Here is an 18171-nt window from a genome sequence, read left to right on the forward strand (position 1 = left end):
TGATGCGTATGCTCTGCGCGTCCACTCTGATCGGTGAATTCTTCCTGCTCGGGTTCGCGGGTCTGGTGGCGATGAAGGACCCGGATCTGTCCATGGCCACGGTGTGGACGGTCTGCGGTGTGGCCATGGCCCTGTCCTTGTTGCTGTGCGGGATGCTCGGTCGCCCGCTCGGTGTGCAGTTGGGTTGGGCGCTCCAGGTGGGGCTGGTCCTCAGCGGCTTCGTCGTTCCGTTGATGTTCTTCCTGGGCGCGTGCTTCGGGGGTCTGTGGTGGGCGTCGGTCCACTACGGCCGGAAGATCGATGAGGTGAAGGCGCGATGGGCTGCGCAGCAGGGGCAGCCGGAGGCTTCGTAGCACGTCGGCTGTGCCGCGGTCACGGCCCTCGGGTCCGTTCGTCGCTGGACCGCCTGATCGGTAATCAGGTCCCGGTGACATCACTCCGGTGGCCCCCTGTAACCTCACACCACCGCACATGTATGCCTGCAAGGAGCCTTACACCATGACCCAGCGCACTCTCGTCCTGCTCAAGCCGGATGCGGTCAGGCGGAAACTGGTCGGCGAGATCATCGGCCGCATCGAGGCCAAGGCCGGCTGGACGATCGCCGCGTTGGAGTTGCGGACGCTGGACCGGGAGATCCTGGAGCAGCACTACGCCGAGCACGTGGGACGTCCGTTCTATGAGCCTCTGGTCGAATTCATGGCGTCCGGTCCGGTGGTCGCTCTGGTGGTCGAGGGCGAGCGGGTTATCGAGGGCGTACGGCAACTCGCGGGCCCGACGGACCCGATTGCGGCTCCGCCCGGTTCCATCCGTGGTGACTTTGGCACTATCGTCCGTGAGAACCTGATCCACGCGTCGGACTCCGAGGAGTCCGCCATTCGGGAACTGAAGATTTTCTTTCCGGGGCTTTCCTGACTTGGCGTCAGCCAAACAGCGCTCATGACCTGGGGCGACCGAAGGAATTCGGTCGCCCTTCGGTATATGCGAACGCAATGCGGGAACGGATCGCTGCGACACCTCGTCACCTATATAGAGGTGGACCACCGCGCCGTGTCCGTGGAGGCGGCATTACGATGGAGCCTCACGCCACAGCACCCACCTCGCCATCCTGAAAAGCAGTCAACGCTTCGATTTGGGAAGGCCAGACGCATCCTCATGGGGAACAACATGTCGTTCATCGGCCGTGATATGGCTGTCGACCTCGGGACCGCCAACACGCTGGTGTACGTCAGGGGCAAGGGGATCGTCCTCAACGAGCCGTCCGTCGTCGCCATCAACACCAACACGGGCGGCATCCTCGCGGTCGGCGCTGAGGCGAAGAAGATGATCGGTCGGACACCGGGCAACATCGTTGCCGTCCGGCCGCTGAAGGACGGCGTCATCGCCGACTTCGAGATCACCGAGCGGATGCTCCGCTACTTCATCCTGAAGATCCACAAGCGCCGGTACCTCGCCCGTCCGCGTGTCGTCGTCTGTGTGCCGTCCGGCATCACGGGTGTCGAGCGCCGTGCGGTCATCGAGGCGTCGACGCAGGCGGGCGCCCGTCAGGTGCACATCATCGAGGAGCCCATGGCCGCGGCCATCGGTTCCGGACTCCCGGTCCATGAAGCCACCGGCAACATGGTCGTCGACATCGGCGGCGGAACCACCGAAGTGGCGGTGATCTCGCTCGGCGGCATCGTCACCGCGCAGTCCATCCGCGTGGCGGGCGATGAGCTGGACAATGCGATCATCCAGCACATCAAGAAGGAGTATTCACTTCTGCTCGGTGAGCGGACCGCCGAGAACATCAAGATCACTATTGGTTCGGCCTATGACCTCGACCAGGACGAGCACACCGAGATTCGCGGTCGCGATCTCGTTTCCGGGTTGCCGAAGACCGTGGTCATCTCGGCGACCGAAGTGCGCAAGGCGATCGAAGAACCCGTCAATGCGATCGTCGACGCGGTCAAGACGACGCTCGACAAGTGCCCGCCCGAGTTGTCGGGTGATGTGATGGACCGGGGCATCGTCCTGACGGGCGGCGGTGCGCTGCTGCGCGGTCTCGACGAGCGTCTGCGCCGCGAGACCGGCATGCCCATCCACATCGCGGAGAACCCGCTGGACTCGGTGGCGCTCGGCTCCGGCAAGTGCGTGGAGGAGTTCGAGGCGCTCCAGCAGGTGCTGGACGCGCAGCCGCGCCGATAGCTCGTCGACGTGGGGGGCACGATCTTCCCCTGGGGTCCGGAAGGACCCCGGGGGACCGCCTGTATGGGTGCCTGCCGTCCCGTACAGCTGATCGTTGATATACAGACACTCACATTCCTACGAGGAAGGCACGGCCGCCGCACGTGAGGGACACACGAGAGAGCCGGCTGCTCCTGGTGCTGCTGATCGCCATCGCGTTCGCTTTGATCACGGTGGACATCCGCGGGGGCGAGGACTCACCCGTCGATGGCGCCCGGCAGGCCGCCGCCGGCGTCTTCGGACCGGTGGAGAACGGGGTCGCAGCAGCCGTCGACCCGGTCGGCAACGCCATCGGGGCCGTACGCGACTCGGGGCGGCGGCACGACCGCATCAGCGCCCTGGAGCGTGAGAACGCAGAACTGAAGGCCCGCCTCGGCAGCGACGACCGCAATCGCAGCCGGGCCCGTGAGCTGGACAAGATGCTGAAGAAGGCCGGTGCCGGTCAGTACGGGATCAAGGGCGCCGAGGTCATTGCCATAGGAGCGGCGCAGGGCTTCTCCTGGACCGTCACCATCGACATCGGTTCGCGTGAGGGCATCCAGCGCGACATGACCGTCCTCAACGGCGACGGTCTCGTCGGCCGCGTCACCACGGTCGGCCCGCACACGGCGACCGTACTGCTCGCCAACGACCCCGACTTCACCGTCGGCACCCGCATGGAGAAGACGGACGAACTCGGTTTCGCCACCGGACAGGGCGACCGCCCGCTCGCCGTCCAGCTCCTGAACGGCAAGGCGAAGGTGAAGAAGGGCGACCGCCTGGTCACCTTCGGCTCCCAGGCGTCCAAGCCGTTCGTGCCCGGTGTGCCGATCGGCGAGGTCGTACGGGTCGACCCCTCGGGGGGCGACCTCACCCGGACCATCTATGTGAATCCGTACGTCGGTTTCAGCAAGCTCGACATCGTGGGCGTGGTGGTGCAGGCGCCGCGCACGGACCCGCGCGACACCGTGCTGCCGCCGAAGCCCGCCGCGCCCAAGCCCACGCCCACGGTCACCGTCACGGTCAACCCCGGGCAGAACGACCCACAGGGCAATGAGCAGAACAACGCACAGGGCGACGATCAGACCGAGCCCCAGACTGACCGGACCGACAGCATCCAGGACGACCAGAACACCCCTCAGGACGACCAGAACAGCGTTCAGAATGACCAGAACAGCGCTCAGAACGACCAGAACGGCGTGAACAACGGGCAGACGCAGGGCACCGGCCGCACCGAAGGCCAAGCCCAGGGCGACGGCCAGAACGACCAGCAGTAGGAGCTGATCCGTCATGCGTCTCAACCGGATGCTTCTTTCGACGACCCTCGTCGTGGTCGCGCTCGTCATCCAGGTCTCCGTCCTCGCCCGGCTGCAACTGCCGGGAGCGGTTCCCGATCTGCTGCTGCTCGTCGTCCTCGGACTGGCCCTGGTGTACGGGCACACCGCGGGCGCCTTCATCGGCTTCGGCGCAGGTCTCCTCGCCGACCTCGCCCCGCCAGCCGACCACGCGGCCGGGCGATACGCCCTGGTCCTGTGTGTGATCGGCTATCTCGCGGGGCTCGCTCGTCCTGAGAACGGCAAGTTGAAGTCCGCGACCGTACCCATGCTGGTCGTGGTGGGCGCGGCCATCGGCTCCACCCTGCTGTACGCGGGGGTCGGAGCCCTCGTCGGGGACACCGCGGCCCGCCATGTGGGCCTGGTCAGCCTGCTGTTCACCGCGGCCGTCTACGACCTGCTGCTCGCGCCGTTCACCGTGCCGCTCATCATGGCCCTGGCCCGGCGCACCGAGAACGATCCGCTCGCCGAGAGCCAGAGCGGCGGTGACGTCGCATCCGGCTGGCTCTCCTCCGGCACCGGACTGCGCATCGGCAGCCAGCGCGGCGGCCTGCGGATGAAGACCGCGCGCACCAGAGCCGCCCGAGCGGGCCGCATCAAGGGCGTCAAGCGACTGTGATCCAGAAGGGGGCACTCGCATCATGAGCAACATCCCGGAGACCGGGCGGACCCCCCGGGTCCAGATCCGACTCGTCGTCATCCAGGTACTGGTCTTCTCGCTGCTGTTCACCCTCGGCGGGCGGCTGTGGTACCTCCAGATCCGCAACGGCCAGGAGTACACCGACGAGGCGAAGAACAACGGTGTGCAGCGGGTCGTGCAACCCGCCGTCCGCGGTGCCATCCTCGACGCCCGCGGGGTCCCGCTCGCCGACAACGAAACCCGTCTGGTCGTCTCAGCTTCTCGCACCGAGCTGATGAAGATAAAGGATGACGGCCAGGCCGTCCTCGCCCGGCTCGCGGGCGTCCTCGGCATGCAGCCCAAGGAAGTCCAGGACAAGGTCCGGCTCTGTGATGCCAAGACCCCCCAACCCTGTTGGAACGGCTCGCCGTACCAGCCCATCCCCGTCACCGACGAGGCGACGACCCAGCAGGCCCTTCAGATCCGCGAGCGCGCCGAGGACTTCCCCGGCATCACCGCCGAGCCGACCGCCGTGCGCCGCTACACCGCGCCGGGCAAGTCCAACACCGCCCAGGTGCTGGGCTACCTCTCGCCGGTCACCGACGACGAGATCCAAAAGGCCAAGGACACCGACTCCCCGTTCCTCCGCTCGGACCAGGTAGGACGCTCCGGTCTTGAGCGCACCTACGACAAGGCGCTGCGCGGCAAGGCCGGAGTCACCCGCTACGAGGTCGACAACCTCGGCCGGGTCATCGGTGAGGCCGACCGCGACGAGGCCCAGCCCGGCGCCAACCTCGTCACCTCCATCGACGCCCGGGTGCAGGCCGTCGCGGAGTACGAACTGAACGGGGCCATGAAGGCCGCCCGCAAGGAGATCGACAAGAACAACACCGGCAAGAACTACAAGGCCGACGCCGGTGCGGTCGTGGTGATGGAGAACAAGACGGGCCGCATCATCTCCATGGCCTCCCAGCCCACCTACGACCCCAACGCCTGGGTGGGCGGCATCTCCGCCAAGGACTACAACAAGCTCACCAGCAAGGATTCCAACTACCCGCTGCTGAACCGGGCGATCCAGGGGCAGGCGGCCCCCGGCTCCATCTTCAAGGTCATCTCCTCGACCGCGGCGGTCAACGCCGGATACTCCTTCACCGGCAACTACCCCTGCCCCTCGTCGCTGTCCTTCGGCGGCCGGGAGTTCAAGAACTTCGAGTCCAAGGGGTACGGCTCCATCAACCTGGGGCGGGCCCTCGAAGTCTCCTGCGACACCGTCTACTACGGCCTGGCGCACCGCGAATGGCTCAAGGACGGCGGCATCACGCCGAAGAAGAAGCCGAAGGACTGGTTCTACAAGACGGCCCACCAGTTCGGCCTCGGCAAGGAGACCGGTGTCGACCTGCCCAACGAGGTCGCGGGCCGGATCCCCGACCGCCAGTGGAAGCAGGACTTCTGGGAGGCCAACAAGTCCGGCTGGTGCAAGAGCGGCAAGCGGGACGGCAGCGAGTTGGAGCGCATCGCGTACGAGAACTGCCTCGAAGGCAATCGGATGCGTGCGGGTGACTCCGTCAACTACTCCATCGGGCAGGGCGACATCCTCGTCACCCCCATCCAGATGGCCACGATCTACGCCGCGATCTCCAACGGCGGCAAGCTCTACAACCCCACCGTCGGCAAGGCCATCGTCAGCGCCGACGGCAAGTCCATCCAGGAGATCAAGCCGCAGTCGCACGGCAAGCTCCCGATGAACAAGAAGACGAACCGGCAGATAAACGATGCCCTCGCGGGAGTCGTCACCTCCGGGTCCGCCGCCTGGCGATTCGGCGGTTGGCCCCAGGACAAGATCCCGATGCACGCCAAGACCGGTACCGCGGAGGTCTACGGCAAGCAGACGACCTCCTGGTTCGCCTCCTACACCGACGACTACACGATCGTGATGACGATCTCCCAGGGTGGTACGGGATCCGGTGCCTCCGGGCCGGCCGTGCGGAAGATATACGAGGCGATGTACGGACTCGACGAGAAGGGCACCCAGGACCTCAAGCGCGCCCTGATGCCCAAGCCGCTCACGTCCCTGCCCAAGATCCAGGCCGACGGCACCATCGACGCCCCGTCGATCAAGCCGTACAAGCCGCGCAAGCCGCTCGACCCCAACCAGCAGATCGTCGCCGGCGCGCTGCCGTCCGGCGACAGCCGCCGGGACGGTCAACTGCTCGCGGGCTCACCCGCGCGGAGGGACTGAGACATGGCCGGCTCCCATGGCTTCTCCGTCTCCGGATACGGACCGCAGCGCGGCGGGCTCTGGTCCCAGATGTCCGCCCGCGACTCCGTGGTGCGCCGTCTCGACTGGCCGCTGCTGCTCTCTGCGCTCGCGCTTTCCGGCATCGGGGCGCTGCTGGTCTGGTCGGCCACCCGTGGCCGTACCGAACTCAACCAGGGCGATCCCTACTACTTCCTCTTCCGCCATGTGCTGAACACCGGCATTGGCTTTGCGCTGATGATCGCCACCATCTGGCTGGGACACCGCACCCTGCGCGGTGCGGTCCCGGTGCTGTACGGGCTCTCGGTGCTGCTGATCCTGCTGGTCCTGACACCCCTGGGCGCGACCATCAACGGCGCACACGCCTGGATCGTCGTCGGCGGCGGGTTCTCCATCCAGCCCTCCGAGTTCACCAAGATCACCATCATCATCGGGATGGCGATGCTGCTCGCCGCCCGGGTGGATGCGGGCGATCAACTCCACCCCGACCACCGCACGGTCGCCAAGTCGCTGGGCCTCGCCGCCCTGCCGATGGCGATCATCATGCTGATGCCGGACCTCGGATCCGTCATGGTGATGGCCGTGATCGTGCTGGGCGTGCTGATGGCGTCGGGTGCGTCCAACCGGTGGCTCCTGGGGCTGATCGGCAGTGCGGCGGCGGGAGCGTTCCTGGTCGCAGCGCTGGGTCTGCTGGACGAGTACCAGATCAACCGCTTCGCCGCTTTCGCCAACCCGGAACTCGACCCCGCCGGCGTCGGCTACAACACCAATCAGGCGCGGATCGCCATCGGCTCCGGCGGTTTGGTGGGCACCGGTCTCTTCAAGGGTTCGCAGACCACGGGCCAGTTCGTGCCGGAGCAGCAGACCGACTTCGTCTTCACCGTCGCAGGGGAGGAGTTGGGCTTCCTCGGGGCTGGACTGATCCTGGTCCTGCTCGGGGTGGTCCTGTGGCGGGCCTGCCGCATCGCCCGGGAAACCACGGAGCTCTACGGGACGATCGTCGCTGCCGGCATCATCGCCTGGTTCGCGTTCCAGTCCTTCGAGAACATCGGCATGACCCTCGGCATCATGCCGGTGGCCGGACTGCCACTGCCGTTCGTCTCCTACGGCGGCTCATCGATGTTCGCCGTCTGGGTTGCGATCGGACTGCTGCAATCCATCCGGGTCCAGCGACCGATAACGGCCTGAGCGAACACCGCCCGGTCCGCCGCCCGACCAAATAGTGCCCGGTGTGGGCTGCCGCACCGGGCCCGGGCGAACTAGATTCTTTTCATGGCGGACACCAAGCGCGAGATCGAGCGGAAGTACGAAGCCACTCCCGAGACCAAGCTCCCGAAACTCAGCAAAGTGGTCGGAGTCTCGGCCGTCGTCGACCACGGCACCGCCGAGCTCGACGCGGTCTACTACGACACGGCCGAGCTACGGCTCGCCGCGGCTTCCATCACCCTGCGGCGCCGAACAGGTGGCAGCGACGCCGGCTGGCACCTCAAACTCCCCGTCGCCCCCGGTGTCCGCGACGAGATCGGCGCACCCCTGTCCGACGAGCTGCCGCGGAGCCTCGCCGCCCTGGTTCGGGCCCGGGTGCGCGGCGCCGACCTCGTCCCCGTCGTGCGGCTGCGATCCACACGACGGATCCAGGTGCTGACCGACGCGGCCGGGAACCCCCTGGCCGAACTGAGCCGGGACGCGGTCCGTGCGGAACGCCTCGACGACGGCGAGGGCCGAACCGCCGCCTGGGACGAGATCGAGGTGGAGCTCGCCGACGACGCCGACCCGGCGATCCTGGACGCGGTCGAACAGAAGCTGACCAAGGCCGGCATCCGAGCGGCCGACTCGCCCTCCAAACTCGCCCGCGCCCTCGATGAAACCGGTCTCGCCGCCCCGCGCGCCGCACTCGACACGGGCGCAGAGCGATCGGCCGAGCCGCAGACCGCGGGTGATCACATCCTCGTCTACCTGCGGGAACAGGTCGTAGCCCTATTGGCGTACGACCCCGGCGTACGGCGTGACCTGCCCGATGCGGTCCATCAGATGCGGGTCGCGACCCGACGGCTGCGCAGTGCCTTCCGCTCCTTCCGCAAGGTGTTGGACCGGACCGTCACCGACCCCATCGGGGAAGAGCTGAAGTGGTTGGCCGGTGAGCTGGGTGTCGCCCGTGACCAGGAGGTCCTCACCGAGCGGCTGCGGGCGGGGATCGCCGAGATCCCCCGCACCCTGCTGCTGGGCCCGGTCCGGGGGCGGTTGCGCATCTACACCGCGGCACACGGTGCGGGCTCGCGCCGCAAGGCGATCACGGCCCTCGACAGCAAGCGCTACCTCGCCCTGCTGGCGACGCTGGAAGCGCTGCTGGCCGAACCTCCCCTGCTGAAGGCTGCCGCAAAGCCCCCCGAGGAGGCGCTGCCCAAGGCCATGGCGAAGGACTACGGGCGGTTGGCGGAGCGGATCGCCCACGCCTTGGAGCTGCCCGCGGGCCACGAACGCGATCTCGCCCTCCACGAGGCCCGCAAGGCGGCCAAGCGCGCCCGGTACGCGGGAGAGGCCGCGAAGTCGGCGCTGGGCAAGCCGGCCAAGCGCTTCGCCAAGAGGATGAAGGCCGTCCAGACCGTTCTCGGGGACCACCAGGACAGCGTGGTGGCCCGTGAGGCACTGCGGAACCTGGCGATCCAGGCCCATGCGGCGGGTGAGTCCGCCTTCGCCTGGGGCCTGCTGTACGGGCGTGAGGAGTGGGCCGCGGCCGAATTGGAGCGGAAACTGCCCGAGGTGTGGGCGAAGGCGTCGCCCGAACTGTTGGGCGGGGTTCTGGACGGGTGAGCGGCGGAGCCGTCCGTCGATCGCCGCACCCGTCCTGATCCGGGCCCCAGACCACCGGTGGGGCCCGGTCTGGGGTGCCTGATCGAGCCGTGCGGGCGCCCCTCGCCAAGCCGTTACGCTAGAGAGTCGCCCCCTGCCAGCCCACGAAAGTCCAGAGATGTCTGCTGCTGAGTCTGCTGCGTCGGTGTTTCCCCAGCTCGAAGCTCTACTCCCGCATGTGCAGAAGCCCATCCAGTACGTCGGCGGTGAGCTCAACTCGACCGTCAAGGAGTGGGAGAGCTGTGACGTCACGTGGGCTCTGATGTACCCCGACGCCTACGAGGTCGGGTTGCCCAACCAGGGCGTCATGATCCTCTACGAGGTACTGAACGAGCGCGAGGGCGTACTGGCCGAGCGCACCTACAGCGTCTGGCCCGACCTGGAAGCGCTGATGCGCGAGCACGGCGTACCGCAGTTCACCGTGGACAGCCACCGCCCGGTCAAGGCGTTCGACGTCTTCGGGCTCAGCTTCTCCACCGAACTCGGCTACACCAACATGCTCACCGCCCTCGACCTCGCCGGCATCCCGCTGGAGGCGAAGGACCGCGGACTGGACGACCCGATCGTCCTCGCCGGTGGCCACGCCGCCTTCAACCCCGAGCCGATCGCGGAGTTCATCGACTGCGCCGTCATCGGGGACGGCGAGCAGGCGGTCCTCGACATGACCGCGATCATCCGCGCCTGGAAGGCGGAGGGTCGTCCAGGCGGTCGCGAGGAGGTCCTGTTCCGGCTCGCCAGGACCGGCGGTGTCTATGTGCCCGCCTTCTACGACGTGGAGTACCTGCCCGACGGCCGTATCGGTCGTGTGGTCCCCAACAAGTCGGGCGTGCCCTGGCGCGTGTCCAAGCACACCGTCATGGACCTCGATGAATGGCCCTACCCCAAGCAGCCGTTGGTGCCCCTCGCCGAGACCGTCCACGAGCGGATGTCCGTCGAGATCTTCCGCGGCTGCACCCGCGGCTGCCGCTTCTGCCAGGCCGGCATGATCACGCGCCCCGTGCGGGAGCGAAGCATCACCGGCATCGGCGAGATGGTGGAGAAGGGCCTCAAGGCGACCGGGTTCGAAGAGGTGGGTCTGCTCTCGCTCTCCAGCGCCGACCACTCCGAGATCGGCGACATCGCCAAGGGCCTCGCCGACCGGTACGAGGAGGACAAGATCGGTCTGTCCCTCCCCTCGACCCGCGTCGACGCCTTCAACGTCGACCTCGCCAATGAACTGACCCGCAACGGACGGCGCTCCGGACTCACCTTCGCCCCCGAAGGCGGCTCCGAGCGGCTGCGCAAGGTCATCAACAAGATGGTCTCCGAAGAGGACCTCATCCGTACCGTCTCCACCGCCTACGGCAACGGCTGGCGGCAGGTGAAGCTGTACTTCATGTGCGGCCTGCCCACCGAGACCGACGAGGACGTCCTCCAGATCGGCGATATGGCGGTCAACGTGATCGCCAAGGGCCGGGAGGTGTCCGGCTCCAACGACATCCGCTGCACGGTCTCCATCGGCGGCTTCGTCCCCAAGCCGCACACCCCCTTCCAGTGGGCTCCACAGCTCAGCGCCGAGGAGACCGACGCCCGGCTGGAGAAGCTGCGCGACAAGATCCGTGGCGACAAGAAGTACGGCCGCTCGATCGGCTTCCGCTATCACGACGGCAAGCCGGGCATCGTGGAGGGCCTGCTCTCCCGCGGCGACCGCAGGATCGGATCCGTCATCCGCGCCGTCTACGAGGACGGCGGACGGTTCGACGGCTGGCGCGAGCACTTCTCCTACGACCGCTGGATGGCCTGCGCGGACAAGGCGCTGCCCGAGTTCGGGGTGGACGTCGACTGGTACACCACGAGGGAGCGCACCTACGAGGAGGTCCTGCCCTGGGACCACCTGGACTCCGGTCTGGACAAGGACTGGCTCTGGGAGGACTGGCAGGACGCCCTGGACGAGACCGAGGTCGAGGACTGCCGCTGGACACCGTGCTTCGACTGCGGAGTCTGCCCGCAGCTCGACCTGGACATCCAGATCGGACCGACGGGCAAGAAGCTGCTTCCACTGACGGTCAAGAAGTAGCCCTGACCAGCGGCGATCCAATCCATAGGACGGTTGCGACGCTCGCCGGCACAACAGGGACGGAGCGCGCCGAGGTCCTTCGGGGACTCGGCACGCCGAACTGAGAGCAGCCGCTTCGCTTACCGCTCCTGGGCGGAAGATCGGCGATCGGAACCGAGCAGCGCGAACACCTCGTCTCCCAAGGCGTCCGTCCGAGGCCCGGTCATGGAGATCACCTCCGTGACCGGGCCTTCGGCCGCCTTGGGCCGAGGCGCACCACCCGAGATCCCCGCCCACCCCGGTCCCAGGAGCCCACAGAGATGCACCAGTCCTCATGAGTGGCATATCCGGTACGTCGGGGAGACCCGCCACAGGTCCGCGTGACGGCGGCTGTCTCAGCGCCGCCGTGCGCCTGCCCGTGCGGATCGTGGTGCTGGTCGTCGTCGTTCCGATCAGGGTGTTGGTGGACCTGATGGCGGCGCTCGGCAGGGGAGTGCGTCGACATCTGCTGGAGCCCCTGCGGCCCGCGCTGCGCTGGCTCGGCGAACACGTACTGGCACCGTTGGGCCGCGCACTCAAATGGGTGCTCGTGGTCCTGACCAAACTGGTCTTCGTCTGGCCCTGGGTCGGCCTCTGGCGCTATCTGCTGGTCCCCCTGGCCACCTACGGCATCGCGGCACCCCTCATCTGGCTCTACCGCGAGGTTCTCACCCGGATCGGCCGCCTCTCCGTACCCCTCCTGCGGTACGCGCTGATCATCCCCCTCCAGTGGATCTACACCTGGGTGCTCACACCGATCGGCCGAGGCAGCAGCTGGCTGCTGCGCACCTGTTGGGCGGGGTTGCTCTGGTGCCTCGTCCATCTGGTCGGACGTCCGACCGTCTGGCTGGTCGAGCAGGTGATTGCCCCACCGCTCGCCCTGCTCTGGCGGTATGTCCTGCGCCCGGCGCTCGGGCTCCTGGGCTCGGCACTCGGCTTCGCCTGGAAGGTTGCCGGGCGCATCTCCCGTGCCCTGGGCGCCGCGCTGCGCTGGATCTACGTCACCCTTCTCGCGCCGCCCGTCGGCTGGTTCTACCGCGCGATCTGCACCCCGGTCGGGCGGTTGGTGCGCGACCACTTCTGGCGCCCGGCCCGCACTGCCGCCGCAGAGGCGTGGCAATCGGCCCGATCGGCCCTGCGGTCGGTTCGTGGAGCCGTCCGTCCGCGGGGGCGGAACAGCCGGTGAGGGCCCGCAGCGAAGTCCCAGGTAGCGGAACGTGGGGAACCGGTGGGGCTGGCGAAGCGTACTCTGGGTAGTACGACGACTGTCCCCGGCGCGGCGGCCGGCCCCGAGATCTCCCTCCACAAGGAGGGGTGAGCCGGGCGGGCCCCCACGGGAAGCCGAATTCCGAGGGCTGGCGCGCCACCCGCGCCCGCCCCGCAGCGAGGAGAAGAACCCCTGGGCAAGCGACAGCCCGAAGGCCCGCCGCCCGCACCTGCGGTGCAGCGCATCAGACTGCGCTACACCAAGCGTGGCCGCCTCCGGTTCACCAGTCACCGCGACTTCCAGCGCGCCTTCGAGCGGGCCCTTCGGCGTGCCGAGGTCCCCATGGCGTACTCGGCTGGTTTCACCCCGCACCCCAAGGTCTCGTACGCCAATGCCGCACCCACCGGCACGGGCAGCGAGGCCGAGTATCTGGAGATCGCCCTCACCCAGCACCGTGATCCGATCACCCTGCGTGAGTTGCTCAACGAGTCCCTGCCACCCGGCCTGGACATCACCGACGCCGTGGAAGCACGCACCTCGGGCCTCGCCGATCGCCTCACCGCCTCGGTGTGGGAGCTGAGGCTCGACGGGGTCGAGGTCGCCGATGCGGAGCGCGCCGTGGCCGCCTTCCTGGCTGCGCAGACCGTGGAGGTCCAGCGCAGAACGAAGAACGGGATGCGGACGTTCGACGCCCGGGTCGCAGTGGCCCAGCTCACGGCTCATCCACAGCCTGATAGGACGGCGGTCGGGCCCTGTGCGATACTGCGCCTGGTTGTTCGGCACGTAACGCCTGCCGTGCGACCCGACGACGTCCTGTCCGGTCTCCGCGCTGTGGCCGACCTGGCGCCGCCGGTCCCCGCAGCGGTGACCAGGCTGGCGCAGGGGCTCTTCGACGAGGAGTCCGGCACGGTGACCGACCCGCTCGCGCTCGACCGCGAGGCAGTTCCGGCCGCTCCACCCACGGTCGTCGGGACCGCCTCCCCCCAGCTCAGCTAGGGGGCCCGCGACGGCGCGCGTGCCACATCGGTCCCGCCGCGCATCCAGGCAGTCGTCGTAGCGCAGTCCTGGCACTCGGGAGCCACCTGGGTCGGGCCGCGCGAAGCCCAGAAGACTTTCGCCAGGCCGTGCGTACATCGCGTACGGAACCGGCGAGCCAGACATCAGCTCCCGTGCGGCGCACGCGCCCCGGACGGCGGTACCGCGCATGATGCGGACCGTGACCGGACCGGAAAGAGGCGCGGCGCCCGGGAGCGTGACGGGAGAACCGCCCGCAATGCACCAGTCCAATGAACCCGGCACCGCCGGGAACACCGAAGACCGTAACTCGCCGAGCGACACCCTGCCGCCGCGCCGTCGGCGCCGCGCTGCGTCCCGACCTGCGGGACCGCCCGGAGCCGCTGAGGCCGTGGCAGATTCCGCCCCGGTGGAGGCCGCTGCCCAGCCCGCTGAGGCTGCTGAGCCCGTTGAGGAAGCACCCGCGCCTCGTGCTCGTCGTCGGGCCACGCGGAAGGTTTCCGCGCCTGAGCCTGTCGTGGCCGAAGCCGTGGTTGAGGAGCAGCCCGCGCCCGTGGCCGAAGAGTCCGTGGCGCCCGTTGAGCAGGTGGAGGAGGCTGTTGCGCCGCGTCGGCGTCGTCGTGCCTCTGCCCCTGCCGGAGCGCCGGTAGCCGCCGAGGCTGATGCTGCCCCGGTGGAGGCCGCTGCCCAGCCCGCTGAGGCTGCTGAGCCCGTTGAGGATGCTCCTGCGCCTCGTGCTCGTCGTCGGGCCACGCGGAAAGTTTCCGCGCCTGAGCCTGTCGTGGCCGAGACCGTGGTCGAAGAGCAGCCCGCACCCGTGGCTGAGGAGTCCGTGGCGCCCGTCGAGCAGGTGGAGGAGGCTTCCGGCCCGCGCAAGCGTCGCCGTGCCACCCGCCAGGTCTCGACCCCTGAGCCCGTTGTGGCCGAAGCCGTGGTCGAGGAGCAGCCCGCGCCCGTGGCTGAGGAGTCCGTGGCGCCCGTCGAGCAGGTGGAGGAGGCTGTTGCGCCGCGTCGGCGTCGTCGTGCCTCTGCCCCTGCCGGAGCGCCGGTAGCCGCTGTGGCTGATGCTGCCCCGGTGGAGGCCGCTGCCCAGCCCGCTGAGGCTGCTGAGCCCGTTGAGGAAGCACCCGCGCCCCGCACCCGCCGTCGGGCCACACGACAGAGCGCCACCCCCGCCGAGGCGCCTGCCGCATCCGGGGACGAGAGCGGCACCACCGGTGCCTCCCAGCCCGCAGCGGCCCAGGCCGCGCAGGAGCCCGCGCCCGCCGCCGAGCAGAGCACACCCCGCGGCCGGTCGCGCCGTCGTGTCGTCTCGCCCGAGTTCACCGCCCAGCCGGCGAAGAGCCCGGACGAGAGCGGACGCGCCCGCCGTGCGGCCCGTCCCGCGGTCGCCGTCTTCCAGGCGCCCGTATTCACCGAGCCCATGTTCCAGACCCCGGAATCCGCTGCCGCCGCCGCAGCAGCAGCCGCTCTGGACGTCGAGGACGAGGATGAGGAGCTGACGGAGGTCACCGAGGCGGAGGTTTCCGCCCCGGCTCCCGCTGCCACTCCCGCTCCCGCTTCCACTCCTGCCCCCGCCGAAGCCACCGGTCGTCGCCGGCGTCGGCGCCGGGGAGAGCCCGCCCCCGCCGAGCAGGACGAGCGCGAGGAGCGCCCCGCGGTCGCCGAGGTTCCCCAGAGCGTGGACGAGCCCGAAGCGGTGGACGCCTCAGACACCAATGACCACGACGACCACGACGACCACGACGAGCACGACGACTCCGGCGACCGCCCCTCGCGCCGCCGCCGCCGTGGTGGCCGTCGACGCCGCCGGGGCGAGAACGCCGACGGCGACGTGGACGAGCAGCAGTTCGACGAGCCCGCCCAGGAGGAGAACGAGTCCTCGGACGAGGGCGACGAAGGCGACGAGAGCCACGACGCGGACGAAGACTCCGGTGCCTCCGCCACCACCTCCAGCAGCCGTCGTCGGCGTCGGCGCAGGCGTCGCAGCGGTGAGTCCATGAGCGACGAGGAGTCGGGGGCGAGCGACCCGGAGCGCACCGTCGTCAAGGTCCGCGAGCCGAGGGCCGCCCGCGCCAAGAGCGATGACGCGTCCGACTTCCAGGACGCGGTGCAGTCCATCAAGGGCTCCACCCGCCTGGAGGCGAAGAAGCAGCGCCGCCGTGAAGGCCGCGAGCAGGGCCGCCGCCGTGTTCCGATCATCACCGAGGCCGAGTTCCTGGCCCGCCGCGAGGCCGTGGAGCGGGTCATGGTCGTCCGCCAGAGCGGTGAGCGCACCCAGATCGGCGTCCTTGAGGACAACGTGCTCGTCGAGCACTACGTCAACAAGGAACAGGCCACGTCGTACGTCGGCAACGTCTACCTGGGCAAGGTGCAGAACGTGCTGCCCTCCATGGAGGCCGCGTTCGTCGACATCGGCAAGGGCCGCAACGCGGTCCTGTACGCCGGCGAGGTCAACTTCGAGTCGCTCGGCATGGCCAACGGCCCGCGCCGCATCGAAGCCGCGCTCAAGTCGGGCCAGTCCGTCCTCGTCCAGGTGACGAAGGATCCGATCGGTCACAAGGGCGCCCGGTTGACCAGCCAGGTCTCCCTGCCCGGCCGCTATCTGGTGTACGTCCCCGAGGGGTCGATGACCGGCATCAGCCGCAAGCTGCCCGACACCGAGCGCGCCCGGCTGAAGACCATCCTCAAGAAGATCGTCCCCGAGGACGCCGGTGTCATCGTGCGCACCGCGGCCGAGGGCGCCAGCGAGGACGAGTTGCGCCGCGATGTCGAGCGGCTCCAGTCGCAGTGGGAGGACATCCAGAAGAAGGCGAAGGGCGGTGGCGGCTCCAACGCCCCCGCACTGCTGTACGGCGAGCCGGACATGACCGTCCGCGTCGTGCGCGACATCTTCAACGAGGACTTCTCGAAGGTCATCGTCAGTGGCGCCGAGGCGTGGGAGACCATCCACGGCTATGTGTCGCACGTCGCTCCCGACCTGGTCGACAGGCTTCAGCGCTGGACCAGCGAGGTCGATGTCTTCGCGACCTACCGGATCGACGAGCAGTTGATGAAGGCGCTGGACCGCAAGGTCTGGCTGCCGTCCGGCGGTTCGCTCGTCATCGACAAGACCGAGGCCATGATCGTGGTCGACGTCAACACCGGCAAGTTCACCGGCCAGGGCGGCAACCTGGAGGAGACCGTCACCAGGAACAACCTGGAGGCGGCCGAGGAGATCGTGCGTCAGCTGCGGCTGCGCGACCTCGGTGGCATCGTCGTCGTCGACTTCATCGACATGGTGCTCGAATCCAACCGTGACCTGGTGATGCGTCGACTGCTGGAGTGCCTGGGCCGGGACCGGACCAAGCACCAGGTCGCCGAAGTCACCTCGCTGGGCCTGGTTCAGATGACCCGTAAGCGAGTGGGCCAGGGCCTGCTGGAGTCCTTCTCGGAGACCTGCGTCCACTGCAACGGCCGCGGCGTGATCGTGCACATGGAGCAGCCGTCGTCCATCGGTGGCGGCGGTGGCGGCAAGCGTTCGAAGAAGCGTGGCCGTGGCGGCTCGGAGCACACCCACGAGCACGACACGGCGGCTGTCGACGAGCAGGTTGAGACCGAGGCGGAGGTCGCCGCGGAGGTGGCCGAGCCCACCCCGCTCGCCGAGCCCGAGTTCGTACCGGACGAGGACCTCTACAGCAGCGCCGCCGAGGCGGAGGCAGCGGCCCAGCGCGGCCGGGGCCGTCGTCGGGCGACGCGTCGGGCATCGGCTCCCAGTGGGGCGCCGCGATCCGGCGAGGCGAAGCCGGCAGCCGAGCCTGAGCCCCAGCCCGAACCGCAGCCTGCGGCCGAGGAGACCCCGGTCCCCGAGCCCGAGGCCGTCGAGGCCGCCCCTGTCGGTCGCACCCGTCGTCGGGCCACCCGCAAGGCGACCGCTCCCGCTGGCGCCCCCGCGGTGACCGAGCCGGAGCCGGCCACCGTCGTGGAGCCGGCCGTGCAGGTCGCGGTGGCCGCACCGGATCCCGCCGAGGCGCCGGCACCGGCCGCCGAGGCCGCACCGCCGAGGGCCCGTCGCCGGGTGACCCGCAAGGTCACCGCTCCGGCCGGTTCCCCCTCGGGCGCCGAGGAGGCCGCGGTCGTGGTGGTCACGGCGCAGCCGACCGAGAGCGCCGACGCGCCGTCACCGGCCCAGGCCGTCGACACGCCGGATGCCGCTGCGGCCGAAGGCGTCGAAGCGGCTCCCGCCAAGAAGACGGCGGCGCGCAAGACGGCGAAGAAGGCAACCGCGAAGAAGGCTGCCGTCAAGAAGACGACCGCCAAGAAGACCGCGGCGAAGAAGACGACCGCCAAGAAGGCCAGTGCGAAGAAGACCTCCGCGGCCGAGCAGCAGACGCCCCCGTCAGTGACGGCGGCCACCGAGAGCTGAACAATTGATAGGCCCTCAGTGAACAAAGCGTGTCCCATCCCACGAACCGTGGGATGGGACACGCTTTTGTCTCCGAATTGATGCAGTCCCCGGTCAAGGGCTCCCAGAGCCACCTGGGAAATCCCTGATAATGTGACGGCAGTCGCTGCCGGGTTTGTGGAACCCGTTCCGGACACTCCGGCGGGTGACCGGCCCGGCTCGGGACACGA

General features: G+C 68.9%; 12 protein-coding genes. All 12 read left to right on the forward strand.

Annotated elements, in window-relative coordinates; all coding sequences use genetic code 11:
- Positions 1-2 precede the first annotated feature (2 nt).
- Positions 3-353 carry a DUF4233 domain-containing protein gene (locus tag ACFXJL_RS09920; RefSeq protein WP_329018773.1) on the forward strand — a complete coding sequence of 117 codons (351 nt, stop codon included), beginning with the start codon at positions 3-5 and terminating at the stop codon, positions 351-353.
- Positions 354-498: 145 nt separating this feature from the next.
- Complete coding sequence (gene ndk / locus ACFXJL_RS09925; RefSeq protein ID WP_329018769.1) at positions 499-912, forward strand: nucleoside-diphosphate kinase; 414 nt, start codon at positions 499-501, stop codon at positions 910-912.
- 252 nt (positions 913-1164) lie between these two features.
- Positions 1165-2184, forward strand: a complete 1020-nt coding sequence (locus ACFXJL_RS09930) for a rod shape-determining protein (RefSeq protein WP_250923579.1) — start codon at positions 1165-1167, stop codon at positions 2182-2184.
- 143 nt (positions 2185-2327) lie between these two features.
- On the forward strand, positions 2328-3479 hold the full coding sequence (mreC, locus tag ACFXJL_RS09935; RefSeq protein WP_384690895.1) for a rod shape-determining protein MreC: 1152 nt from the start codon (positions 2328-2330) through the stop codon (positions 3477-3479).
- Positions 3480-3492: 13 nt separating this feature from the next.
- Complete coding sequence (mreD, locus tag ACFXJL_RS09940) at positions 3493-4155, forward strand: rod shape-determining protein MreD (protein ID WP_329018764.1); 663 nt, start codon at positions 3493-3495, stop codon at positions 4153-4155.
- 22 nt (positions 4156-4177) lie between these two features.
- Positions 4178-6394: a penicillin-binding protein 2 gene (gene mrdA, locus ACFXJL_RS09945; RefSeq protein ID WP_358879019.1), complete on the forward strand. Its 2217-nt coding sequence runs from the start codon at positions 4178-4180 to the stop codon at positions 6392-6394.
- Between the two features lie 3 nt (positions 6395-6397).
- A complete protein-coding gene (gene rodA / locus ACFXJL_RS09950; RefSeq protein WP_384639346.1) occupies positions 6398-7600 on the forward strand; it encodes a rod shape-determining protein RodA in 1203 nt (400 codons plus the stop codon).
- 84 nt (positions 7601-7684) lie between these two features.
- A complete protein-coding gene (locus ACFXJL_RS09955; protein ID WP_358879021.1) occupies positions 7685-9223 on the forward strand; it encodes a CYTH and CHAD domain-containing protein in 1539 nt (512 codons plus the stop codon).
- Between the two features lie 157 nt (positions 9224-9380).
- Entirely contained in the window at positions 9381-11318 is a 1938-nt protein-coding gene (locus tag ACFXJL_RS09960; protein WP_358879022.1) for a TIGR03960 family B12-binding radical SAM protein, read from the forward strand.
- A 313-nt stretch (positions 11319-11631) separates the two neighbouring features.
- Positions 11632-12522: a hypothetical protein gene (locus tag ACFXJL_RS09965; protein ID WP_358879023.1), complete on the forward strand. Its 891-nt coding sequence runs from the start codon at positions 11632-11634 to the stop codon at positions 12520-12522.
- Positions 12523-12777: 255 nt separating this feature from the next.
- Complete coding sequence (locus ACFXJL_RS09970; protein ID WP_384690899.1) at positions 12778-13539, forward strand: TIGR03936 family radical SAM-associated protein; 762 nt, start codon at positions 12778-12780, stop codon at positions 13537-13539.
- A gap of 277 nt (positions 13540-13816) precedes the next feature.
- Positions 13817-17962: an Rne/Rng family ribonuclease gene (locus ACFXJL_RS09975; protein WP_384690902.1), complete on the forward strand. Its 4146-nt coding sequence runs from the start codon at positions 13817-13819 to the stop codon at positions 17960-17962.
- The last annotated feature ends 209 nt before the right edge of the window (positions 17963-18171 follow it).

Source organism: Streptomyces sp. NPDC059256 (assembly GCF_042753785.1).
In the GTDB taxonomy this organism is placed as follows: domain Bacteria; phylum Actinomycetota; class Actinomycetes; order Streptomycetales; family Streptomycetaceae; genus Streptomyces.

Bases quoted from the DNA above. Each gene is read 5' to 3' on its own strand.
- ACFXJL_RS09920 (WP_329018773.1), top strand. From the start codon at position 3: ATGCGTATGCTCTGCGCGTCCACTCTGATCGGTGAATTCTTCCTGCTC.
- ndk (WP_329018769.1), top strand. From the start codon at position 499: ATGACCCAGCGCACTCTCGTCCTGCTCAAGCCGGATGCGGTCAGGCGG.
- ACFXJL_RS09930 (WP_250923579.1), top strand. From the start codon at position 1,165: ATGTCGTTCATCGGCCGTGATATGGCTGTCGACCTCGGGACCGCCAAC.
- mreD (WP_329018764.1), top strand. From the start codon at position 3,493: ATGCGTCTCAACCGGATGCTTCTTTCGACGACCCTCGTCGTGGTCGCG.
- mrdA (WP_358879019.1), top strand. From the start codon at position 4,178: ATGAGCAACATCCCGGAGACCGGGCGGACCCCCCGGGTCCAGATCCGA.
- rodA (WP_384639346.1), top strand. From the start codon at position 6,398: ATGGCCGGCTCCCATGGCTTCTCCGTCTCCGGATACGGACCGCAGCGC.
- ACFXJL_RS09955 (WP_358879021.1), top strand. From the start codon at position 7,685: ATGGCGGACACCAAGCGCGAGATCGAGCGGAAGTACGAAGCCACTCCC.
- ACFXJL_RS09960 (WP_358879022.1), top strand. From the start codon at position 9,381: ATGTCTGCTGCTGAGTCTGCTGCGTCGGTGTTTCCCCAGCTCGAAGCT.
- ACFXJL_RS09965 (WP_358879023.1), top strand. From the start codon at position 11,632: ATGAGTGGCATATCCGGTACGTCGGGGAGACCCGCCACAGGTCCGCGT.
- ACFXJL_RS09975 (WP_384690902.1), top strand. From the start codon at position 13,817: ATGCACCAGTCCAATGAACCCGGCACCGCCGGGAACACCGAAGACCGT.